21 protein-coding genes are annotated in these 22,115 nt (G+C 43.2%); 17 read left to right on the forward strand and 4 right to left on the reverse strand.

What is annotated here, in order from left to right:
• Positions 1 to 32 precede the first annotated feature (32 nt).
• Positions 33 to 530, forward strand: coding sequence for an acetolactate synthase small subunit (gene ilvN, locus ACTNC6_RS02405; RefSeq protein ID WP_019161239.1), 498 nt, complete (start codon positions 33 to 35; stop codon positions 528 to 530).
• Between the two features lie 78 nt (positions 531 to 608).
• On the forward strand, positions 609 to 1,628 hold the full coding sequence (gene ilvC / locus ACTNC6_RS02410; protein ID WP_441035514.1) for a ketol-acid reductoisomerase: 1,020 nt from the start codon (positions 609 to 611) through the stop codon (positions 1,626 to 1,628).
• A gap of 58 nt (positions 1,629 to 1,686) precedes the next feature.
• Here the strand turns inward: ilvC and ACTNC6_RS02415 are convergent, their stop codons facing one another.
• Positions 1,687 to 2,217: a hypothetical protein gene (locus tag ACTNC6_RS02415; RefSeq protein WP_441043122.1), complete on the reverse strand. Its 531-nt coding sequence runs from the start codon at positions 2,215 to 2,217 to the stop codon at positions 1,687 to 1,689.
• Positions 2,218 to 2,462: 245 nt separating this feature from the next.
• Between ACTNC6_RS02415 and ACTNC6_RS02420 the strand changes: the two genes are divergently transcribed.
• A complete protein-coding gene (locus ACTNC6_RS02420) occupies positions 2,463 to 2,651 on the forward strand; it encodes a hypothetical protein (protein ID WP_441043123.1) in 189 nt (62 codons plus the stop codon).
• 1 nt (position 2,652) lies between these two features.
• Here ACTNC6_RS02420 and ACTNC6_RS02425 read toward each other — a convergent pair whose 3' ends face one another.
• Positions 2,653 to 3,921 (reverse strand): sensor histidine kinase, encoded by a 1,269-nt coding sequence (locus ACTNC6_RS02425; RefSeq protein ID WP_441043124.1) that lies wholly within the window; start codon positions 3,919 to 3,921, stop codon positions 2,653 to 2,655.
• Positions 3,922 to 4,216: 295 nt separating this feature from the next.
• Here ACTNC6_RS02425 and yedF point away from each other — a divergent pair, with 295 nt between their 5' ends.
• The gene (gene yedF / locus ACTNC6_RS02430) at positions 4,217 to 4,831 is read left to right on the forward strand and encodes a sulfurtransferase-like selenium metabolism protein YedF (RefSeq protein WP_173743034.1); all 615 of its coding nucleotides are present in this window, start codon (positions 4,217 to 4,219) and stop codon (positions 4,829 to 4,831) included.
• A 192-nt stretch (positions 4,832 to 5,023) separates the two neighbouring features.
• On the opposite strand, the gene ACTNC6_RS02435 is transcribed toward yedF, so the two are convergent.
• Positions 5,024 to 6,238 carry a dicarboxylate/amino acid:cation symporter gene (locus ACTNC6_RS02435; RefSeq protein ID WP_441043125.1) on the reverse strand — a complete coding sequence of 405 codons (1,215 nt, stop codon included), beginning with the start codon at positions 6,236 to 6,238 and terminating at the stop codon, positions 5,024 to 5,026.
• A gap of 141 nt (positions 6,239 to 6,379) precedes the next feature.
• Here ACTNC6_RS02435 and ACTNC6_RS02440 point away from each other — a divergent pair, with 141 nt between their 5' ends.
• A complete protein-coding gene (locus ACTNC6_RS02440) occupies positions 6,380 to 6,832 on the forward strand; it encodes an SH3 domain-containing protein (protein WP_441043126.1) in 453 nt (150 codons plus the stop codon).
• A 150-nt stretch (positions 6,833 to 6,982) separates the two neighbouring features.
• Here the strand turns inward: ACTNC6_RS02440 and ACTNC6_RS02445 are convergent, their stop codons facing one another.
• On the reverse strand, positions 6,983 to 7,462 hold the full coding sequence (locus ACTNC6_RS02445) for an S-ribosylhomocysteine lyase (protein ID WP_173743037.1): 480 nt from the start codon (positions 7,460 to 7,462) through the stop codon (positions 6,983 to 6,985).
• Positions 7,463 to 7,714: 252 nt separating this feature from the next.
• Here ACTNC6_RS02445 and ACTNC6_RS02450 point away from each other — a divergent pair, with 252 nt between their 5' ends.
• The 12 genes from ACTNC6_RS02450 to ACTNC6_RS02505 all read left to right on the forward strand — a co-directional run bounded on the left by ACTNC6_RS02450 (position 7,715) and on the right by ACTNC6_RS02505 (position 22,092).
• Positions 7,715 to 8,548: a peptidylprolyl isomerase gene (locus ACTNC6_RS02450; RefSeq protein WP_441034977.1), complete on the forward strand. Its 834-nt coding sequence runs from the start codon at positions 7,715 to 7,717 to the stop codon at positions 8,546 to 8,548.
• A 14-nt stretch (positions 8,549 to 8,562) separates the two neighbouring features.
• Positions 8,563 to 9,765: a bifunctional phosphopantothenoylcysteine decarboxylase/phosphopantothenate--cysteine ligase CoaBC gene (gene coaBC, locus ACTNC6_RS02455; protein WP_441034979.1), complete on the forward strand. Its 1,203-nt coding sequence runs from the start codon at positions 8,563 to 8,565 to the stop codon at positions 9,763 to 9,765.
• Positions 9,766 to 9,871: 106 nt separating this feature from the next.
• Positions 9,872 to 10,636, forward strand: coding sequence for a type III pantothenate kinase (locus tag ACTNC6_RS02460; protein WP_441034981.1), 765 nt, complete (start codon positions 9,872 to 9,874; stop codon positions 10,634 to 10,636).
• A 33-nt stretch (positions 10,637 to 10,669) separates the two neighbouring features.
• The gene (locus ACTNC6_RS02465) at positions 10,670 to 12,013 is read left to right on the forward strand and encodes an MATE family efflux transporter (protein WP_441034982.1); all 1,344 of its coding nucleotides are present in this window, start codon (positions 10,670 to 10,672) and stop codon (positions 12,011 to 12,013) included.
• A 313-nt stretch (positions 12,014 to 12,326) separates the two neighbouring features.
• Entirely contained in the window at positions 12,327 to 13,487 is a 1,161-nt protein-coding gene (gene cbiD / locus ACTNC6_RS02470; protein WP_441043127.1) for a cobalt-precorrin-5B (C(1))-methyltransferase CbiD, read from the forward strand.
• 255 nt (positions 13,488 to 13,742) lie between these two features.
• Entirely contained in the window at positions 13,743 to 14,519 is a 777-nt protein-coding gene (gene cobM / locus ACTNC6_RS02475) for a precorrin-4 C(11)-methyltransferase (protein WP_347457334.1), read from the forward strand.
• A 73-nt stretch (positions 14,520 to 14,592) separates the two neighbouring features.
• Entirely contained in the window at positions 14,593 to 15,714 is a 1,122-nt protein-coding gene (locus tag ACTNC6_RS02480) for a cobalt-precorrin 5A hydrolase (RefSeq protein WP_441034987.1), read from the forward strand.
• Positions 15,707 to 16,438, forward strand: a complete 732-nt coding sequence (cobJ, locus tag ACTNC6_RS02485; RefSeq protein ID WP_008704807.1) for a precorrin-3B C(17)-methyltransferase — start codon at positions 15,707 to 15,709, stop codon at positions 16,436 to 16,438. Before ACTNC6_RS02480 ends, cobJ begins: the two co-directional genes overlap by 8 nt.
• Positions 16,431 to 18,482: a precorrin-6A reductase gene (gene cobK, locus ACTNC6_RS02490; protein WP_441043128.1), complete on the forward strand. Its 2,052-nt coding sequence runs from the start codon at positions 16,431 to 16,433 to the stop codon at positions 18,480 to 18,482. The genes cobJ and cobK overlap by 8 nt, the downstream gene beginning before the upstream one ends.
• A gap of 122 nt (positions 18,483 to 18,604) precedes the next feature.
• Positions 18,605 to 19,999, forward strand: coding sequence for a cobyrinate a,c-diamide synthase (locus ACTNC6_RS02495; protein ID WP_441043129.1), 1,395 nt, complete (start codon positions 18,605 to 18,607; stop codon positions 19,997 to 19,999).
• Between the two features lie 4 nt (positions 20,000 to 20,003).
• Entirely contained in the window at positions 20,004 to 20,981 is a 978-nt protein-coding gene (cbiB, locus tag ACTNC6_RS02500; RefSeq protein WP_441034994.1) for an adenosylcobinamide-phosphate synthase CbiB, read from the forward strand.
• Positions 20,982 to 21,048: 67 nt separating this feature from the next.
• Complete coding sequence (locus ACTNC6_RS02505) at positions 21,049 to 22,092, forward strand: pyridoxal phosphate-dependent aminotransferase (RefSeq protein ID WP_441043130.1); 1,044 nt, start codon at positions 21,049 to 21,051, stop codon at positions 22,090 to 22,092.
• The last annotated feature ends 23 nt before the right edge of the window (positions 22,093 to 22,115 follow it).

Consider the following 22,115-nt stretch of genomic DNA (forward strand, 5'->3'; position numbering starts at 1 on the left):
CGTTGATGAAGTGCGTTGAAAGCAGGTGAAACATGCAGAAGAGAGTATTATCCCTGTTGGTAGATAATACTGCAGGTGTGACTACCCGGGTATCTGGTCTGTTCAGCCGCAGAGGATATAATATTGACAGCATTACAGGCGGTGTAACGGCAGATGACCGGTTTTCCAGGATTACTGTTGTGTGCAGCGGCGATGAGTTGATTCTGGAACAGATCACAAATCAGCTTGCCAAGCTTGTTGATGTAAGAGATATCAAGATCCTGGAACCGGATAACAGTGTATGCCATGAGTTGCTTATGGTGAAGGTATCGGCCAGACCGGAACAGAGACAGGGAATTATTTCCATTGCAGATATATTCCATGCCAAGGTTGTGGATGTGAGTAAGGAATCCCTTATACTGGAAATGACAGGTACTCATAATAAGCTGGAAGCATTTATTGATCTGATGAAGGACTATGAAATCCTGGAGATGGCCCGTACAGGTGTTACCGGATTATCCAGAGGTTCAGATGATGTGACTTTTTTATAGCTTGATTATTACATAGTTTGCTAGGGGAGAATCCCTTAACGATAAATTTTTTTACAAATTAGCAGGAGGAAAATTAAAATGGCTAACAAGATTTTTTATCAGGAAGATTGTAATTTAAGCTTACTGGATGGTAAAAAAATTGCAATTATTGGATACGGAAGCCAGGGACATGCACATGCTCTGAACTTAAAGGAATCCGGATGTGATGTCATTATCGGTCTTTACGAAGGCAGCAAATCCTGGAAGAAAGCTGAAGAGCAGGGCTTTAAGGTATATACAGCAGCTGAAGCAGCTAAACAGGCAGATATCATCATGATTCTTATCAATGATGAATTACAGGCTAAACTTTACAAAGAATCCATCGAGCCAAACCTTGAAGAAGGCAATATGTTAATGTTTGCTCATGGTTTCAATATCCATTTCGGATGCATCAAACCACCAAAGAATGTTGACGTTACAATGATTGCTCCTAAAGCACCTGGTCATACAGTAAGAAGTGAGTATCAGGCTGGAAAAGGAACACCTTGTCTTATCGCTGTAGAGCAGGATTACACAGGAAAAGCTCAGGATCTTGCATTGGCATATGGTCTTGGAATCGGCGGAGCAAGAGCTGGTCTTCTTGAAACTACATTCCGTGTAGAGACAGAGACAGACCTTTTCGGTGAGCAGGCTGTACTTTGCGGTGGTGTTTGTGCACTTATGCAGGCAGGTTTTGAAACACTTGTTGAAGCTGGTTATGATCCAAGAAATGCATACTTTGAATGTATTCATGAAATGAAACTGATCGTAGACCTGATTTATCAGTCAGGATTCGCAGGAATGAGATATTCTATTTCCAATACTGCTGAATATGGCGATTACATCACAGGACCTAAGATCATCACAGAAGATACAAAGAAAGCTATGAAGAAAATTCTTTCTGATATCCAGGATGGTACATTTGCAAAAGACTTCTTACTTGATATGTCTGATGCAGGTGCACAGGTTCACTTCAAAGCTATGAGAAAATTAGCTTCAGAGCATCAGTCTGAAAAAGTTGGCGAAGAGATCCGTAAACTTTACAGCTGGAATGGCGAAGACAAACTTATTAATAACTAATTAAAGAATAAGTATGAAACCCCTGTCATAATTTTGACAGGGGTTTTGTTGTGAAAAATTATAATTCTACTATTTGTCCATTTTCAGAATCATATCTGCAATATTTTCCATTTCCGGATATAAATGGCTGGTAAGTATTGGTCTTAATATCCTTTAGATAGACAATACCGGTAGCGATCATTTCTACCAGGGAGAAACGTTCACTGAGACTGGAAATCCATTTGTAGGTTTTGTTCTTTGAGGAATCTGTCATGATCATATTGTAAGCATGACCATCAGGGGAGGCTTTTTCCAAAGAGAAGTATACTTTTTCAGCTTTGTCAGGTGTATCAAAGACCTGGCTGGTTATATAAGAAGAAAAATTAGTTTTAACAAATTTATGAAAAGAATTCAGGTCATAGGTGATTCCAGATACTTCATCAATGATCTTATCTCCACGTTCCAGGCGGGTGCGGATTACCTTCAAAACCTCCACAGTCCAGTTGATAAAGGAAATACTACTGTAATCCATACTCTCCAGAAGTGTACTGATTAATGCTTTTGATAATACATTTGACCTCACGGCCTCATCATAAAGTTCTTTGTTCATAATGTTCCCTCTTTTCTTATTATTTTGATTTAGAATTAAAGCTGTGATATTATAGAGTTACTGACATCATATGATTTTTAGGGAATATAATAAGTGGATGTACTAATATTATTATAAGTCGGTATCGTATAAAATGCAATAAAAAATAAGATAACTAAAATTGAAATTGTGTAAAATAACCAAATGGCAATGTCCGATGAAACAGACATTGCCACGAAAGAGATGATAAGAAGGAGATGGAAAATTTGAAAATAGAAGAGGAATTTATCAGTGGTTTTTGTCGTACTTGTAATATGGGGCAGACAGTATGCTGTGAATATACCATACAAGATAACGAAAAAACACTGTCATTTATGGATTGTGCCCATGAAAGGTGCGTAAATACAGGAGCCTGCGAGATTTACAGACAAGCAAAGGAACTGGAATGTAAATAGGTTATATGAAAATTTTTAAAATAAAGAGTTGATCAGATACAGAAAATTGGCACTGTCCGTTTAGCTGTTCAACATAATAAATAATGCTTTTGACTCCGATGCCATGTCCCTCTTTTGCTGAAACAGGAATACCATCTACAAATTCCGGCATTTTTGCTACAGGGTTTTCAACCTGGAGCATAAGATGTTTCTTTTTTTGAGAAATAGTAAGTCTGGACCATCTGGATTGTCTGTCTGCCTGTTCTAATGCATGCATGGAATTTTCAAGTGCATTTGACAAAATTGTACAGAATGCAAGGTCAGAACAGGGCAGATCTTTTCCTGTAGAAATATTACAGTCAAGAGAAAATCCCCTGTCTGTGAAGCGGGAATCATAGATAGAGATTACAGAGTTCAGCATTTCATTTGGGGAGTAATTGGAAATAATGGTATCAGCGTATGCTGAGCTGATCTCTTTGATATATTCCTGTGCTTTTTCCAAATGATTATTTTGCAGCTGTATAAGGATGATGCTTAGGTGGTGACGCATATCATGACGCAGGATTGCCAGTTTTTGACTGCTGATTTTTACCTGATCAATTTCTTTCTGCATGGACTGAAGCTGAATTTCCATCAGGTTACTGTACTGCTTTAGTTCCTGCTTGTTTTCATATTCTCTGAAATAAATCATAAGAAATACCAGATATGCAATACAGAAAGCGAATCCCATAAATTCAACGACTGCTTTGTTTCCGGAATACAGCAGACTGGAGAATTTGGTAGATGCATAATCAAAAATATAATAAACAAAAGGCAAGAATCCGATGATACTCAGTTCCCGGGTGCCTTTTGCAAAAATGGTACGGGTGGAACGAAAAACATATTTATAAAGAATGATAAATGTTCCAAACGTAGTCAGTATTCTGGCAGAATAGTAGCACCATTCTGTACCTGTTAGATTTAGTGCAAATAATCCGATCCAGTTACTCAGCTGACAGCAAAGATATGCGGAGAAAACCGAAACACAGGAAGAAATCAGAGGAAATTTGTAATAAAAAGATAAAAACAGGATTAAAGGTAAATGTATAATTAAAGGATAGAATTGCAGGGCAAGTGCCTCTCCGAAAAATGCTGAATTAATGAGGTACAGGGAACCTTGAACACAAAACAGCAGGAACAGGGATAAAATATTTTTCTTATTTGATTTTACACCAAGAAAAAAGGCGGAACAGTAAATTCCAAAAAGCAAAGTGCCTACATTGTGGATGGCAGACAGAATCTGTGTGAGCATAACAGAACCTCCTGATATCAGGTTAGGGGCAAAGTGATTTTGGCCCTAACATCATTATATATATTCAGTATAAAAGATTCCAGACTCATTCGCAAGTTTGTACATTTATTCGCGGTATCTGACAGGAAGTGTGGATTGCTTATTGCTTTTCGCAACCTCCGCAGGGGACTTGCTTGATTCGGTTAAATTTGTTGAAGTAGTCTGTGAATTATGGTATGTTTTTATGTATAAAGCGATAAAAGCAGAAATGATGCTATGTATCTGCCTGCAAAAAAACTAAATGAGGTGATCTGAAATGAAATATGAAGTAAATGCATTGGGAAAACAGTGTCCCATACCGGTGGTAATGACAAAAAAGGTGATCGATCAGTCGGGAACAGGAGATGAAATAGAAATCCTGGTTGACAATGAGACTGCGGTAAACAATCTCAGCAGATTGGCAAATAAAACCGGTTGTACCTTTGTGTCAGAAAAACTGGAGGTAAAAAAATACAGGGTAAAAATGAAGGTTCAGACCGAACAGACAGGCACAGAAGTGAAGGAAGAGGAGTTTGTCTGTGAAATGCCGGGAAAGAAAGTAAAGGTAGCAGTGATTTCCGCTGATGTTATGGGAAAGGGAGATGATGAACTGGGAAAAGTTCTGATCAAGGGCTTTTTATATGCTTTATCACAGATGGAGACCCATGTGGATACAATCCTTTTTTACAACGGAGGAGCGAAGCTTACTACAGAAGGTTCTGACAGCATAGAAGATTTGAAGAAAATGGAAGCAGAAGGGACAGAGATACTGACCTGTGGTACCTGCCTGAAACATTATGGCCTGATGGAGAAGCTTTTGGTAGGAAAGGTTACGGATATGTATACCATTACTGAACGAATGATGGGGGCGGATAAAATTATCCGCCCGTAGATTAGTACATCGATTTCGAAATAACTATATACTAGTACATCGTTTTCGAAATAACTATACCACTCACTTGTCTGCGAATCCGATTGCACAGGTCTAAAAGCCTCAGCGTAGCCCGCTACGCCTGCGTTTTTAGACCTGCACACTCGAATCCGCATCCTACGCGATTGGTATAGTTATTTACGAAACGATGTACTAGATAGAAATGTGCTGCTCTTCAATATGATGTTTCTTTGCATAGCCGGTAAGAATCAGAGTGAGTGCGCCGTCTCCGGTAATATTGCAGGCAGTTCCGAAGCTGTCCTGAAGTGCAAAGATCGTGAGCATTAAAGCAGTGGCGTAATCTCCGAATTTCAGTATACCGGTGAGAAGTCCGAGAGAGGCCATGACAGTTCCACCGGGAACTCCGGGAGCACCTATGGCAAAAACTCCCAGAAGAATGCAGAAAAGAGCCATAGTCCCGGGCGCCGGTACAGCACCATACAGGATTTTGGAAATTGTCATGCAGAAAAAAACTTCTGTCAGCACAGAGCCACAGAGATGAATGTTGGCAAATAAAGGAATACCAAACTGAACCATATCCTTTCTCAGGGGCTTAGCTTTTCCAGCACACTGAAGTGCTACGGCAAGGGTGGCTGCTGAGGACATGGTGCCTATTGCAGTAAGATAGGCGGGACCATAGTGGCGTATAACTTTCAGAGGATTTTCTCTGGCATAGATTCCGGCAGCAGTATACAGGAGAAACAGCCAGATAAAATGACCCAGTAATACAATGACAATAACTTTCAGGAATACAGGAAGCTGTCTGGTAATAGTTCCTTCGTAAGCCAGAGAACAGAAGGTCAGTCCAATGAACAGAGGAAGGATCGGAATAAGGATCCGGGATACCAGGGAAAGAACAATATTCTGAAATTCCTTCAGCAGGGAAGTCATCAGCTGTGCTTTGGTCCATGCAGAAGCCAGACCCAGCATAACAGCCAGAACCAGAGCACTCATGACAGGCATGATCTGTGGAATAGAAAGCTGAAAAATTACATCAGGAAGACTTCTCAGGCTGTCTGCACTGGAGCGGATAGATAAATATGGAATCAGCAGGTAGCCTGCAGCTGTAGAGAATAAAGCTGCCCCTATGGAAGAAAAATAGGCGATAAAAACAGCAATCCCCAACATGCGGGAAGCATTGTTACCAAGCTGGGTTATGGATGGGGCGATAAAACCGATAATGATCAGAGGAACACAGAAATTGATCAACTGCCCCAGAATATATTTCAGAGTTACGATAACATTTAATGCAGTCGTGGTGAAGGCGGATTCAGAGTTGAAATTTAAAAGCAGGCCGAATCCCATACCCAAGGCTACACTAACCAGAAGCTTAAATGGCAGACTATATAAAAATTTGCTTTTTTTCATAAAAATACCTCCTTTTAAGACAATTATAATATGAAATCGAAAAATCTACAATGGCTGATTGATACTTGCAAGTTTTTGCCAAATCGTGTATATTAAAGGATAGTATAGCATTGAAAAATGCAAAAGGAGGATTACTTACTTATGAAAAAATCACTTTTGCTGGTTCTGGTATTGGGTCTGGCTTTTGCAGCTTCCGGCTGTGGATTTGATCCTACCATTGATTCCAGTGTTATGATCGTAAAAGTTACCCCTACACCGGAGGTGACACCTACACCGGAAGTGACACCTACACCGGAGGCAACTCCCATACCGGAGGTGACCACAGAGCAGACTGCCAGTGGGGTAAAGGTTGAGGTGAAAAACGGTACCTATTATGCAGCTTCTGAATTGAATCTTCGCTCAGATGCAAGTGCAGATGCAGAACTGGTGACAAGTGTAGCAGCTGGTACAACCTTAAACAGCACGGGGGTATGTGAGAATGGATGGATTCGTGTAGATTACAATGGACAGGTATGTTATGCAAGCGGTGACTTTGTAACAACTACAGCACCTGAAGGAACTCAGGACGGATCATCAGACCAGGCAGCAGCATAGGATGAGTACGCAGAGCAGTAATCAATAAAAAACAAAATTATAAAATAAAAAGAGGAAGCGCATTGTGACGGAATGCGTTTCCTCTTTTTTAATCCAAACAAACAAGTAGGGAAGCGGATGATTTTATCCTCTTGACTTGGAACAACCGGATTATTGTGGGTAAACCAGCCTGTCCGGTTTGATATCGTAAAGTACTTCTTTCAGAAACTTTCCGGCCAGATATTTTGCCATTGGAAGATTCATATCCAGATAATTACCGCAATCTTTTGCAGCGGCACCGGGGACTTCTCCCTCAAAATCACGGATGAACTCAAAGGTCTCGGTCATCAGGGGTACAATATCACTGGATTCATAGTCTCCAATCAGCAGGAGATAATTGCCGGTGCGGCATCCCATTGGTCCCCAGTAAAGCATTTTTGACCCGAATTCTGGGTGGTTCCTGAGAAATGTGGCAGCCAGATGCTCGATGGTATGAAGCTCTGCTGTATTCATGACAGGCTCTTCGTTTGGGGAGGTCATACGGATATCAAAGGTAGTGACCACGCTGTCACCTGCTTTATCCTTGCGGGAGACATAAATACCGGGCTGTAATTTAATATGATCTATGGTGAAACTTGTTATTTTTTCCATTTGGATTCCTCACTTTCCTATATGATACGATGGTCACAGGCGATATGCCTGTTTTGTCGCTTTTTATTGTAGCAGTCCCTGGGATTTATTTCAAGAGCCTACTTTTTGACTCTAACATCATTATATACGCATGAAAAATATGTGAAAAGAGTTGTTTTTTTTTAATGATACGTTATAATGCAATAAGGAAGCCTGGCGATTTCACAGTAAAACCGGGTATGAAAAAATAGTAACAATCGGAGGTATAGATTTATGAAGAGAAAATTACTGGCAGCACTTTGTATTACAGCTATGTCAGCAGGACTGCTTGCAGGCTGCGGAAGCAGTGAAAAGGCAGAAGATACATCAAAATCACAGGAAACATCTGCAGAAGATACTTCTGAGCAGGAAAGTAAAACGGATACAAAAACAGAATCCGGGACATCAGACAGTGATGAGGCTGTAAGCGAGAAGGAAGCAGAAGAGGCAGGCTTCTCCGATGGTTCAGAAAGCGAATCAGCAGACAGTTCAGATACTGAAAGCAAGGATGCAGATAAGGAGAGCGCAGATGCTGCGCAGGGAGTACTTCTGGATACCTCAAAAGAGCTTACAGGAACACATCATGCAGAGATAGAGGTCAAGGATTACGGTACCATTGAGGTAGAGCTGGATGCAGATTCTGCACCTGTTACAGTGACAAATTTTGTAAAGCTTGCCCAGGATGGATTTTATGACGGACTTACTTTCCATCGTATTATTGAGGGATTTATGATCCAGGGAGGAGACCCTAATGGAGATGGAACCGGTGGATCTGATGAGAACATCAAGGGAGAATTCAGCAACAATGGCGTGGAAAATAATATTTCCCATACAAGAGGAACTATTTCCATGGCAAGAGCCCAGGACCCGGACAGTGGAAGCTCTCAGTTCTTTATTGTACAGGCAGACAGCACCTTCCTGGATGGGGATTATGCCGGATTCGGACATGTAACAGAGGGTATGGATATTGTGGATAAGATTTGTGAGGATGCAAAACCTACAGATGATAATGGAACCATTTCAAAAGAGGAGCAGCCTGTGATCGAGAAAGTTACGATTATAGACTGATGGAGAATTTGAAAATGCTTGAGGGAAAAACTGTATTACTGGGTGTGACGGGCAGCATTGCGGCATATAAGATCGCCAGTCTGGCCAGCGCATTAAAGAAGCGTCATGCAGATGTGCATGTACTGATGACAGAAAACGCTACAAATTTTATCAATCCCATTACTTTTGAAACTCTCACAGGAAATAAATGCCTGGTAGACACCTTTGACCGGAATTTTCAGTTTCAGGTAGAGCATATATCCATTGCAAAGAAGGCAGACCTAGTGATGATCGCACCGGCAAGCGCAAATGTGATTGGCAAGCTGGCTCATGGGATTGCAGATGATATGCTTACCACCACGATCATGGCATGTAAATGTAAGAAATTCATTTCACCAGCCATGAATACAAATATGTTTAAAAACCCTGTTGTACAGGATAACCTTAAAATTCTGGAGCATTATGGATATGAAGTGATCGCACCGGCAAACGGATATCTGGCATGTGGTGATACAGGTGCGGGCAAGATGCCTGAACCAGAGACATTGCTTGCTTATATTGAAAGAGAAACTGCCTGTGAAAAGGATCTGAAGGGTAAAAAAATTTTGGTAACAGCAGGTCCGACACAGGAGGCAATTGACCCTGTGCGATATATCACGAATCATTCTTCCGGAAAAATGGGATATGCAATTGCGAAAATTGCCATGCTTCGTGGCGCAGATGTTACGCTGGTGAGTGGATGCACTGCTATCGAGCCGCCAATGTTTGTAAATCTGGTACCTGTTGTGACTGCAAAGGATATGTATGAAGCAGTGACTTCTATCAGTAATGAACAGGATATTATCATTAAAGCGGCGGCAGTTGCGGATTATCGCCCTGCAAATGTCAGCGACGAGAAAGTCAAGAAGAGAGAGGGACAGATGTCCATAGAATTGGAGAGAACAGATGATATTCTGAAATATCTGGGAGAACATAAGCCAACGGGACAGTTTTTGTGTGGATTTTCCATGGAAACCCAAAATGTGATCGAGAATTCCAGAGCAAAGCTGGTAAAGAAAAACTTGGATATGGTTGCAGCAAACAATGTAAAAGTAGAGGGTGCCGGATTCCAGGGAGACACAAATGTACTAACATTGATCACCCGGGAAGAGGAAATTTCACTTCCTCTTATGACAAAAGAAGGTGCGGCTGGCAGACTTCTGGATAAAATTCTGGTTATGACAGCGGGCAGCAAATAAAGAAAAGGATAGAAAGGGAGGCTGTTGCACAAAAGAGATTTGCGGCAGTCTCTTTTCATGTTATATAATTTATAGTAAATTGTAAAAAAGATAAGGAAATGACAGAATGATTTTAGCAATTGATATAGGAAATACGAACATTGTAGTTGGATGTATAGATGAAGAAAAGATTTATTTTACAGAGCGGCTTTCGACAGTGCACACAAAGACAGAGCTGGAGTATGCGGTAGATCTTAAAACTGTACTGGATATTTATCATATAAAACGGACAGACATTGAGGGGTGCATTATTTCTTCTGTTGTGCCTCAGATTACAGATATTGCAAAACTGGCAGCAGAGAAAATTCTGAAAAAAGAGGTTATGGTGCTGGGGCCTGGTGTAAAGACTGGTTTGAATATTGTGATGGATAATCCGGGACAGCTGGGAGCTGATCTGGTGGCTGATGCGGTGGCAGGACTGGCTAGCTATCCGGTTCCTCTTGTGGTGATCGATATGGGCACTGCTACTACAATATCAGTGGTGAACAGCAAGAAACAATATGTAGGTGGTATGATCATGCCAGGTGTGGGAATTTCTTTGGATGCGCTCACTGCCAGAGCTTCCCAGCTTAGTGGAATCAGCATCGATGCACCCAGACATATTATCGGAAAAAATACAATTGAGTGTATGAAAAGTGGGGTGCTTTATAGCAATGCGGCGGCTTTGGACGGAATTATTGACCGCATAGAAGAAGAACTTGGAGAAAAAACAACTGTGATTGCTACCGGCGGTCTGGCAAAGAAGATTGTGCCTCACTGCAGAAAGGAAATCATCCTGGATGAAGAACTGCTTCTCAAGGGCTTGATGTTGATTTACAGGAAAAATAAATAATTCGGGTAAAGTAAAAAAGAGGAATTGACGAAAATGGAAGAACAGCAACATATTTTCACGAACAAAATGCTCCGAACCCTGTTGATACCGGTTATTTTTGAACAGGTACTGAATTCCCTGATGGGAACTGTGGATACCATGATGGTCAGCAATGTAGGCTCTGCTGCAATATCCGCGGTATCTCTGGTGGATTCCATCAATGTATTGGTGATCCAGGCGTTCTCGGCGCTGGCAGCAGGCGGTGCAATCCTCTGTTCACAGTACATAGGTCAGAAAAATCATGAAATGGCAAATAAATCAGCAAGACAGGTATTATTTATCATTACTGCCATATCCGTAGCAGTGACTGCTCTGTGCCTGCTGTTTCGTGTGCTGCTGTTAAAACTGATATTCGGAAAAGTAGAAGCAGATGTTATGACTGCCTCTCAGGTGTATTTCTTCTATACGGCATTATCCTTCCCATTTATAGCACTTTATGATGCGGGAGCATCCATATTCCGGTCCCAGGGAAATACCAGAGGGCCAATGACAGTATCGGTTATTTCAAATGTGATTAATATCGGCGGAAATGCGGCGCTGATCTGGGGATTCAATATGGGAGTGGCAGGAGCTGCCATCGCAACTCTTGCATCCAGAGTCTTCTGTGCTGTAGTGGTACTCTGGCAGCTTCGTATGGACAGACAGCCTATTGTAGTCAGAAATTACAGACAGATCCGTCCGGATGGAAAAATGATTAGAAGAGTTCTGGCTCTGGGAATCCCGTCCGGCATAGAAAACAGCATGTTTCAGCTTGGAAAGCTGGCAATACAGTCTTCCGTATCTACACTGGGGACGGTAGCCATTGCAGCTCAGGCAATGACGAATATCCTTGAGAACCTTAACGGTATTGCAGCTATCGGTGTAGGAATCGGTCTGATGACTGTAGTAGGACAGTGTCTGGGAGCGGGCAGAAAGGATGAGGCAGTTTACTATATTAAGAAATTAAGTGTTCTTGCAGAAATCATTGTTGTTGCAAGCTGTCTTTTGGTGTTTGCCTTAACCATTCCGGTCACAAAGCTGGGTGGTATGGAACCGGAAAGTGCAAGAATGTGTTTCCATATGATATCCTGGATAACGGTTGTCAAACCTATTGTATGGACTCTGGCATTTATCCCTGCCTATGGCCTCAGAGCAGCCGGAGATGTAAAATTTTCTATGATCACATCCTGTATCACTATGTGGACATTCCGTTTTTGTCTTTGTGTATATCTGATCCGTTTCAGAGGCTTCGGCCCAATGGCTGTATGGATTGGAATGTTTACTGACTGGACAGTGCGGGGAATCGTATTTTCTCTTCGCTTCCACAGCAGGAAATGGCTGAAGCATAAGGTAGTATAACAAGGCGGTATAACCATGAAATGCGTTGACTTTTACTGCTCAAAATTATATAATGATTCTCGGAAATAATTCTGGAAAAGCATTACAGGAAGTCAGGTGAAATTCCTGCGCAAGTCCGTTACTGTAACAGCCAGATACTGTCTGCTTTTCATTGTAGAGAGGAAATATGATCTGCGGCAACCAGAGGATATTTCGGGAAAAGAACTTTCAGGAGGGATTTTGTTGCACACAGAAATCCCTCCTTTTTATGTATAGCAATGCTGTGGAGTAATCTGCAGACAGAATGTGACAACAATGCAGCAAGGGAGGCGTCATGAAAAACGGACTGGAAGATTACTACGTGATACGTGGCAATAAAAAAATGAGGTTTGGCTATACAACAGGCTCCTGCGCAGCAGCTGCATGTAAGGGTGCTGCAGAGATCCTGCTGGGTGGTGTCATGCAGAAGGCTGTCACCTTGATGACTCCTAAGGGAATCCTGCTTACACTGGAACTGAAAGATATCCGAATTGAAGAGGATAGAGTGACCTGTGCAATTCAGAAGGATGCAGGAGATGATCCAGATACTACCAATGGAATTCTGGTCTATGCCACAGTGCAGAAGACAAAAGAACCGGGAATCATCCTTGACGGAGGCGTTGGCGTGGGAAGGGTAACAAAAGCCGGACTTTCCCAGAAAATCGGGGAAGCAGCTATTAATCCTGTGCCAAAGGCCATGATTTTGCGTGAAGCCACAGAAATCGCTGAGAAATATGATTATGAGGGTGGTCTGAAAATCATCATTTCCGTTCCTGAAGGTGTGGAGATTGCAAAGAAAACCTTTAATCCACGTCTGGGAATTGTGGGAGGAATCTCCATTCTGGGAACTTCCGGGATTGTAGAACCTATGAGCGAAGCTGCTCTTGTACAGAGTATCAATGTAGAGATGAAGCAGCATTTTTTCCAGGGAGAAGAATATCTTCTGGTAACACCGGGAAATTACGGGGCAGATTATCTGCGGGAGCATATGGATCTCCCTTATGAAAAAAATATTAAATGCAGCAATTATGTAGGTGAGACCATTGACATGGCAATTGATATGGGAGTTAAGGGAATCCTTTTCATTGCTCATATCGGAAAGTTTGTAAAAGTTGCAGCAGGAATCATGAATACCCATTCCCACAGTGCAGATGCCAGGATGGAAGTGCTGGCATCCAATGCGATCCGGGCAGGAGCATCGTTGGAGTGTGCAAAGGAAATCCTGAATGCATCTACTACAGATGAAGCAATAGACATTCTGGAAAAATATCAGATACTTCAGAAGACCATGAAAGAGATCCTGGACAGGATCCAGTTTTATTTAAATCACAGATCCTATGAGCAGATCCTTCTGGGGGCAGTGATTTTTAATAATACTTATGGGTATCTGGGGCAGACTGCAGATGCAGAGAAGCTGATAAAGCTGATTAATGCACAGAATGATGAGGCACAGTAAAGATCCTATCGCAAAGGCGATTTTAACCGAATCAAGTAAGTCCCCTGCTTCAATTGCGAAAAGCAATAAGCAGTGGGTGGGGACTTGCTTGTATCAGGAGGAGTGCAAGCTCCTTCTGATAAACTGCGGAGCAGTTATTCGGTTATGAGCAAGTAGCGAAGCGGATTGCGAATATCCGCTTGAATGGATTTTGACTCACAACTGTGAAAGTATTGAACAGTTGAAATAAATTTATAATAAGGAGAATGATAGATTATGGTACATTTCGTAGGAGCAGGTCCGGGAGCACCGGATCTTATCACAGTAAGAGGAAAACAGTATCTGGAGGAAGCAGATGTGGTGATCTATGCAGGATCACTGGTAAATCCAAAGCTTCTGGAATATACAAAGGACATCTGCACTATCCACAACAGTGCAAAAATGACACTGGAGGAAGTGATCCATGTGATCGAGAAGGCGGAAGCAGAGGGAAAGACAACTGTCCGCCTTCATACCGGAGATCCATGTATTTACGGTGCAATCCGTGAACAGATGGATATTCTGGATGAGAAAAATATCGCTTATGATTACTGTCCGGGTGTCAGTGCATTCTGCGGTGCTGCAAGTGCCCTGAATCTGGAATATACTCTGCCGGATATTTCCCAGAGTGTGATCATTACACGAATGGAAGGCAGAACTCCGGTTCCGTCCAAGGAAAGCATTCAGTCATTTGCGGCTCATCAGGCAACTATGGTTGTATTCTTAAGTACAGGAATGCTGGAAGAACTGAGCAGACGTCTTATTGAAGGCGGTTACACAGCAGAAACACCTGCAGCCATTGTATATAAGGCAACCTGGCCGGAACAGAAGACCTTCGTCTGCACAGTGGGAACACTGGCAAAAACGGCTGCAGAAAATAATATTACAAAAACTGCTCTGATGATCATCGGAGATACAGTTGCAGCAGCACACTATGACCGCTCCAAACTGTATGATCCGGAGTTTACTACAGAATTTCGTGAAGCTGTGAAATCAAAAACACATCACTCATAGAATCTGGTAACCTTAAGGAATTGCTATCGTTTATGAGATTACTGTAAACAGGAGAAAGAGAAGGAATATAACAGTGAAGGTTGCACTTATATGCTTCAGCCTTACCGGTCAGCAGACCGGGGAGAGATTATGCCGGGGTCTGGAAGCTGCCGGTATGACAGCAGAACTGGATAAAAAAAGTAAATATCTTCCGGATTCTATTCAGATCAGTACCTCTGCATGGGCAGGAGAGAAATTTTCTGATTCAGATGCACTGATCTTTATCGGTGCCACCGGAATTGCCGTCCGCAGCATTGCGCCTTATGTAGCGTCAAAGAAGTCAGACCCTGCGGTGCTGGTCGTAGATGAGTGTGGAAAGTTTGTCATTTCCCTTCTGTCAGGACATCTGGGCGGTGCCAATGAACTGGCGCTAAAAACAGCAGAAATTCTGGATGCTATACCAGTGGTCACAACAGCCACAGACCTGCATCGTCGTTTTGCAGTAGATGTTTTTGCAAAGAAAAACAATTGCAATATCTTTAACATGAAAGCAGCAAAGGAAGTCTCTGCTGCACTTCTGGCAGGAAAGAAAGTTGGATTTTACAGTGAGTTTCCGACGGACGGCGAACTGCCAGAGGGGCTGATCCGGTGTGACGAATATGGGAATCCTGTCAACAGTACGGATGACAGATCAGAAGAGGAAACACAGAAAAGCTCTGATTTTGATGGAACAGGGACAGACTGTACGAATATAGACTGCGGAGTTGCGGTTACTGTACATACTTCCTGTAATCCTTTTATTTCTACCACACAGGTAGTTCCGAAATGTCTGACTCTGGGCATGGGCTGCAGGAAAGACAAGGATGCCCGTGGAATCGCAGAGGAAGCGCAGAAGGTGCTGGACAGATCCGGATTTTATAAAGAAGCATTTGAGCAGATTGCAAGTATCGATCTGAAGAAAGAAGAACAGGGAATCCTGTCATTGTCACAGGACTGGCAGATTCCTTTTGTGACTTATACAGAAGAAGAACTGAAACAGGTGCCTGGAGAATTTACTCCCTCACCTTTTGTAAAAAAGATCACAGGTGTGGACAATGTCTGTGAGAGAAGTGCAGTCCTTGCCAGTGGAAATGGCAGGCTGCTGCAGAGAAAAACAGGAGAAAATGGTGTGACCACAGCAGTGGCTGCCAGGGAATGGAGGATACATTTTGAGTAAAATATATGTAATCGGAATCGGACCGGGAGCTTATGACCAGATGACAGGAAAAGCGATCCGCGCCATGAATGAAAGTGATGCGATCATCGGATATACCGTATATGTAGACCTGGTGAAGGAATATTTTCCGGGAAAAGAATTTATGACTACACCAATGAAAAAGGAAGTGGACCGCTGTGTACTTGCTTTTGAAGAGGCAAAGAAAGGCAAAACTGTTTCCATGATCTGCAGCGGTGATGCAGGAGTTTACGGTATGGCAGGTCTGATGTATGAGGTTGGTGTCAATTATCCGGAAACAGAACTGGAGATCATCCCGGGTGTGACAGCTGCAACAGGTGGAGCTGCTGTTCTGGGTGCACCTCTGATCCATGACTTCTGTCTGATCAGCTTAAGCGACCTTCTCACACCATGGGAAAAGATAGAGGCAAGACTTCTGGCAGCAGCCCAGGCAGATTTTGTTGTATGTCTTTACAATCCGTCAAGTAAAAAACGTCATGATTATCTGCAGAAAGCCTGTGATCTGATGATGAAATACAAATCACCGGATACCATCTGCGGAACAGTTTCCAATATTGCAAGAGAAGGCGAAGAAGCTCATGTAATGACATTAAAGGAACTGAGAGATACACAGGTGGATATGTTTACCACAGTATTTATCGGTAATTCTCAGACAAAGGAAATCAACAATAAGATGGTAACACCGAGGGGATATAGGAATGTATAAAGTTCTTGTTTTTGCGGGAACAACAGAAGGATACGAGATCTGCCGGTTTCTGGCAGATCATAAGATAGAGACAAAGGGATTTGTTGCCACAGAATATGGCAGCAAATCTCTTACAGAAAGTGAATTCCTCACTGTGCAGACCGGAAGACTGGATGCAGCGGCCATGGAGGAGACCTTTTTACAGGAGAAACCGGAAATGGTGCTGGATGCCACTCATCCTTATGCTGCTGAGGTGACTGTAAATATCAGGACAGCCTGTGAGAATACGCAGACAGCATATTACAGGGTGCTGAGAGAAGCAGGAGAACATGAGGACAGGGCAGTATATGTGGACAGTGTTCAGGCTGCTGCAGATTATCTGGATCAGACCCAGGGAAATGTACTGCTGACAACAGGAAGCAAGGAGCTGGCCGGCTTTACAGGCATGAAGGATTATCAGAACCGTCTTTATGCAAGAGTCCTTTCTCTGCCCAATGTGATGAAAGCCTGTGCAGAGCTGGGATTTGAGGGAAAACATCTGATAGGAATGCAGGGGCCTTTTTCCAGAGAGCTGAATGCTGCAATGCTCAGACAGTATGACTGCAGATATCTGGTCACAAAGGATACAGGAAAAGCAGGGGGATTTCAGGATAAGATCGATGCTGCCCTGGAATGTGATGCAGTTCCTGTGATCATCGGGCGTCCTCTGAAGGAGGAAGGCATGTCTGTGAGAGAATGTAAGAGATTTCTTACAGAGCATTTCGGTTTAGCCCACAGACCGCATATTACATTGCTGGGAATTGGAATGGGAAGTCAAAAACTTCTCACTGTCCAGGGTAAGAACAGCCTGGATCAGGCGGAGCTTCTGATCGGTGCCAGGAGGATGGTGGATTCTGTGAAACGTCCGGGACAGGATGTGTTCGTGGAATACAGAAGCCAGGAGATCAGGGATTATATTGATGCACACCCGGAGTATAACAATATTGTGATCGTCCTTTCCGGAGATGTGGGATTCTACAGCGGGGCCAGAAAACTTCTGGAAGTACTGTGTCAGGACAGTGCGGATCTGAGAGTACAGAGAAAGAACAGATCAGAGAAGGGTGAGGAAGAACGGGATAGTTCAGCACAAAATAATACAGAGATAGAGATTCAGTGCGGGATTTCCTCAGTTGTATATTTTATGTCCCAAATAGGATTGTCCTGGGATGATGCCAAAATCGTCAGTGCACATGGAAGAGGCTGTAATCTTATCTCACATATCTGTAATACAGAGAAAGTTTTTTCCATACTCGGAACTTCAGACGGTGTAGCAGTTCTGGCAGAGAAACTGGTAAAATACGGGATGGGTGATGTGCTTCTTTATGTGGGAGAAAATCTGTCCTATGAAAATGAGAAGATTTTTGCAAAGCCTGCCAGCGAACTGACAGAATATAAGGGTGATCCTTTGTCCGTCATCTGTGCAGTAAATGAAAATGCAGGAACACGTCTGGAGACGCATGGGATTAGAGATGAAGAATTTATCAGAGGCAAAGCTCCTATGACAAAGGAAGAGGTGCGTACGGTATCCCTTTCCAAACTGCGATTGACTGCTGATTCCGTCTGCTATGATGTGGGCGCAGGAACAGGCTCACTGTCAGTAGAGATGGCACTTCGTGCTCATCAGGGACAGGTCTGGGCAATCGAGAAAAAGGAAGATGCAGTTGAACTGATCCACCGGAATAAGTTGAAATTTGCAGCGGATAATCTGGAGATCGTGGAAGGACTTGCACCGGAGGCTCTGAAAGATCTTCCGACACCAACCCATGCTTTTATCGGAGGCTCGTCAGGAAATCTGAAAGAGATCGTGAAGCTGCTGGTTGAAAAGAACCCTCAGGTCCGGATCGTGATCAACTGTATCACTCTTGAGACTGTGTCTGAAGCATTGGAAACAGCGAAAGAGTTTGGATTTGAAGAAAATGAAATCGTGCAGTTAAGTGCGGCACGTTCAAAGGCAATCGGACGTTATCATATGATGATGGGCGAGAATCCTATTTATATTATTACACTTCAGAATCCCGGGAAATAACAAATGATGCAGATATCAGGGATTACAAATTAACAGTTAAGGAAATACAGATTAACAGTTAATAGATTGGAATGCCCTGAAATTGTTGAAAAAATATAGGACAGAAACAGAGGAGAACAGGGATGGATATTCCAAGAATACTTCTTGCGGCAGGATCCAGCGGCAGTGGCAAAACACTGATCACCTGCGGACTTCTGCAGGCACTGGTCAATCGAAAAATGAAAGTGGCATCTTTTAAATGCGGACCGGATTATATAGATCCCATGTTTCATTCCAGAGTCATCGGGACGAAATCCCGTAATCTGGACACCTTTTTTACAGATGCCCAGACAACCCGATACCTGCTTGGGAAAAATGCAGCAGACTGTGATATTGCAGTGATGGAAGGTGTTATGGGCTATTATGACGGCGTGGGTGGAATATCCACGAAAGCAAGCGCCTATGATCTGGCAGATACCACAGATACTCCGGTCATCCTTGTGGTAAACAGCAGAGGGATGAGTATTTCCGTGGCAGCTTATATTAAAGGTTTTATGGAGTACAAAGAGAACAGTCATATCAAAGGCGTGATTTTTAACCAGATGTCCCCCATGCTTTATCCCAGAATGAAGAAGCTGGTGGAAGAACAGCTTGAGGTGGAGGTTCTTGGATATGTGCCAAAGGTAGAGGACTGCGTGATCGAGAGCCGTCATCTGGGTCTTGTGCTTCCTGAGGAGATTTCTGATCTGAAGGAACGTTTGCAGAAGCTTGCCGGAATATTGGAAGATACACTGGAGATTGACAGGATTCTTGCACTTGCCAGGCATGCAGAGGAGCTGCAGGTGCCGGAATCGCTGGTACAGAAAGACGAGACATATGGATATTGTCTGCCACAGAAGCTGCGTATCGGAGTGGCAAAGGATGAAGCCTTTTGTTTCTTTTATGAAGACAATTTCCGTCTTCTGCAGGAAATGGGTGCAGAGCTGGTTGATTTCTCACCAATTCATGATGAACATCTTCCTGCAGATCTGGATGGGCTTCTTCTCTATGGCGGTTATCCGGAATTAAATGGAGAGGCACTGGAACGCAATACATCCATGAAAGAGGAGATTGCACAGGCAGTTAAACAGGGTATGCCATGTATGGCAGAATGCGGAGGCTTCATGTATCTTCATGAGCAGATGGAGGATATGAATGGAGTGTTCCGGAAAACCTGCGGAGTGATCCCCGGAAAATGTTTCCGTACTCCCAGACTGACCAGATTTGGATATATCACATTAACTGCCGGGAAGCCTGTTTTCGGCAGAAGCGCAGAGGAGATCGGTGAGATTCCGGCTCATGAATTCCACTATTTTGATTCTGAGAATTGCGGAAGTGACTTCCATGCGGCGAAGCCTTTAAGTAAAAGAGGCTGGGACTGTATACATAGCAGCAGTAATCTGCTGGCAGGATATCCTCATATCTATTATTATGGAAATCCCCAGATTCCCAGGGCTTTTCTCATGAAATGTCTGGAATATCATAACAAGGAGTTTTAAAAATATGTTATATTACAGTATGCCTGCTCTTGCTGCAGGCTTCATACTTGATCTTATGATAGGAGATCCCAGATGGCTGTATCATCCGGTATGTCTGATCGGAAATCTGATCGCATTTCTGGAAAAAATACTCCGAAAGATTTTTCCGAAAACAGATAAGGGCGAACTGGCTGCAGGTACAGTGGAAGTGATCCTTGTCTGTCTGTTAAGCGGTGGAATCCCATTTCTGATCCTGCACATTCTCTATGGAATTTCAGTATGGGCGGGATTTGCACTGGAAACCTTCTGGTGTTATCAGCTTCTGGCAACGAAATCTCTGAAAACAGAGAGCATGAAAGTCTATGACAGACTGAAAAACGGAACTTTGGATGAGGCCCGTTATGCAGTATCCATGATCGTAGGCCGTGATACCCAGTCGCTGACAGAGGAGGGGGTTACAAAGGCGGCAGTAGAAACTGTGGCAGAGAATGCTTCAGACGGTGTTATAGCACCGATGTTCTATATGGCAATCGGCGGAGTGTGGCTGATGTTTCTTTACAAAGGAATCAATACCATGGATTCCATGCTGGGTTATAAGAATGATAAATATCTGTATTTTGGTCGCTGCGCTGCAAAGCTGGATGATGTGGCCAATTATATTCCAGCCAGACTTTCAGGATGGCTGATGGTGGCAGCCTCTGCATTTGTAAAAATGGATGTGAAAAATGCAGCGAAGATCTACCGCAGAGACAGAAGAAATCACGCCAGCCCCAATTCTGCACAGACAGAGGCAGCAATGGCAGGTGCGCTGGAGGTACAGCTTGCAGGCAATGCTTACTATTTCGGAAAGCTTTATGAAAAACCAACCATCGGAGATGGAATCCGCCCTGTGGAGGTGGAGGATATCAGACGTTCCAACCGCCTGCTTTATGCAACAGCGATCCTGGGGGCTGTGATATTCCTTCTGATCGGAAGCGCGGTGCGATATTGTTTCTTTTTATAATTCCGGTAACGTGGATTGCTGAATAGTTGTTAATATAAAACATGTATAGTAAGACAGGAGACAACTGATGACAAAACATATACATGGCGGTGATGTTTATAAATATGATCACTGTCTGGATTTCTCTGCAAACTGTAATCCGCTGGGAACACCGCAGAGTGTAAAGCAGGCGATCATAGACAGTGTAGAGGACCTGAGTGATTATCCCCGTGTAGGATGCGGACCTCTGAAAGAGGCAATCGCAGATTATGAACATACAAAAAAAGAATATCTGATCTGCGGGAATGGAGCCGCAGACCTTATTTTTTCCCTCAGCAGGGCATTGAATCCAAAGAAGGCCCTTCTTCCTGCTCCTACCTTTGCGGAGTATGAACAGGCACTGATCAGTGTTGGCTGCGAAATCAGCAGATATTATCTGAAAGAGGAAAATGATTTCTGTATACAGAAAGATTATCCGGATGTTCTGAAAAGAGAAAAGCCGGATATTATTTTCCTGTGTAATCCCAATAATCCTACAGGGATCACCATACCTCAGGACCTTCTGGAAGAAATTCTGGAAACCTGTGCCATGCAGGGAATATTTATGGTAGTAGATGAGTGCTTCCTGGATTTTGTAAAAGATCCGGAGAAACATACGCTGAAGGGAAAACTGGAAAAATATCCGGGACTTTTTATTCTTAAGGCATTTACCAAAAGATATGCGATCCCCGGTGTGCGGCTGGGCTATGGATTCTGTTCGGACGGGGAAGTACTTGACCGGATGGAGGCAGTCACCCAGCCCTGGAATGTGTCTACCATGGCACAGCAGGCAGGAATGGCAGCACTGAAGGAAGCAGAATATGTGGAAGCAGGACGGCAGATCATTTTCTGTGAATCTGCATGGATGAAGGAAAAGATGAGACAGCTTGGGCTGACGGTATATCCTTCTGAAGCAAATTATATATTCTTTTACGGACCTGAGGATCTCTTTGAAAGATGCGTTGCAAAGGGAATCCTGATCCGGGACTGCAGTAACTATCCGGGGCTGAAAAAGGGATATTACCGTGTGGCAGTGAAGCTGCATGAACAGAATAAAAAGCTAATAGAGGTACTGGAAGAAGTGCTTTCATAAGTATTTATACAGGAGAAAAGGGG

Source organism: Blautia sp. HCP3S3_C4 (assembly GCF_052064095.1).
Taxonomy (GTDB): Bacteria; Bacillota; Clostridia; order Lachnospirales; family Lachnospiraceae; genus Blautia_A.

Coding starts and splice junctions, on each gene's coding strand:
- ilvN (WP_019161239.1), top strand. CDS start 33: ATGCAGAAGAGAGTATTATCCCTGTTGGTAGATAATACTGCAGGTGTG.
- ilvC (WP_441035514.1), top strand. CDS start 609: ATGGCTAACAAGATTTTTTATCAGGAAGATTGTAATTTAAGCTTACTG.
- ACTNC6_RS02415 (WP_441043122.1), bottom strand. CDS start 2,217: ATGAACAAAGAACTTTATGATGAGGCCGTGAGGTCAAATGTATTATCA.
- ACTNC6_RS02425 (WP_441043124.1), bottom strand. CDS start 3,921: ATGCTCACACAGATTCTGTCTGCCATCCACAATGTAGGCACTTTGCTT.
- yedF (WP_173743034.1), top strand. CDS start 4,217: ATGAAATATGAAGTAAATGCATTGGGAAAACAGTGTCCCATACCGGTG.
- ACTNC6_RS02435 (WP_441043125.1), bottom strand. CDS start 6,238: ATGAAAAAAAGCAAATTTTTATATAGTCTGCCATTTAAGCTTCTGGTT.
- ACTNC6_RS02440 (WP_441043126.1), top strand. CDS start 6,380: ATGAAAAAATCACTTTTGCTGGTTCTGGTATTGGGTCTGGCTTTTGCA.
- ACTNC6_RS02445 (WP_173743037.1), bottom strand. CDS start 7,462: ATGGAAAAAATAACAAGTTTCACCATAGATCATATTAAATTACAGCCC.
- ACTNC6_RS02450 (WP_441034977.1), top strand. CDS start 7,715: ATGAAGAGAAAATTACTGGCAGCACTTTGTATTACAGCTATGTCAGCA.
- coaBC (WP_441034979.1), top strand. CDS start 8,563: ATGCTTGAGGGAAAAACTGTATTACTGGGTGTGACGGGCAGCATTGCG.
- ACTNC6_RS02460 (WP_441034981.1), top strand. CDS start 9,872: ATGATTTTAGCAATTGATATAGGAAATACGAACATTGTAGTTGGATGT.
- ACTNC6_RS02465 (WP_441034982.1), top strand. CDS start 10,670: ATGGAAGAACAGCAACATATTTTCACGAACAAAATGCTCCGAACCCTG.
- cbiD (WP_441043127.1), top strand. CDS start 12,327: ATGAAAAACGGACTGGAAGATTACTACGTGATACGTGGCAATAAAAAA.
- cobM (WP_347457334.1), top strand. CDS start 13,743: ATGGTACATTTCGTAGGAGCAGGTCCGGGAGCACCGGATCTTATCACA.
- cobK (WP_441043128.1), top strand. CDS start 16,431: ATGTATAAAGTTCTTGTTTTTGCGGGAACAACAGAAGGATACGAGATC.
- ACTNC6_RS02495 (WP_441043129.1), top strand. CDS start 18,605: ATGGATATTCCAAGAATACTTCTTGCGGCAGGATCCAGCGGCAGTGGC.
- cbiB (WP_441034994.1), top strand. CDS start 20,004: ATGTTATATTACAGTATGCCTGCTCTTGCTGCAGGCTTCATACTTGAT.
- ACTNC6_RS02505 (WP_441043130.1), top strand. CDS start 21,049: ATGACAAAACATATACATGGCGGTGATGTTTATAAATATGATCACTGT.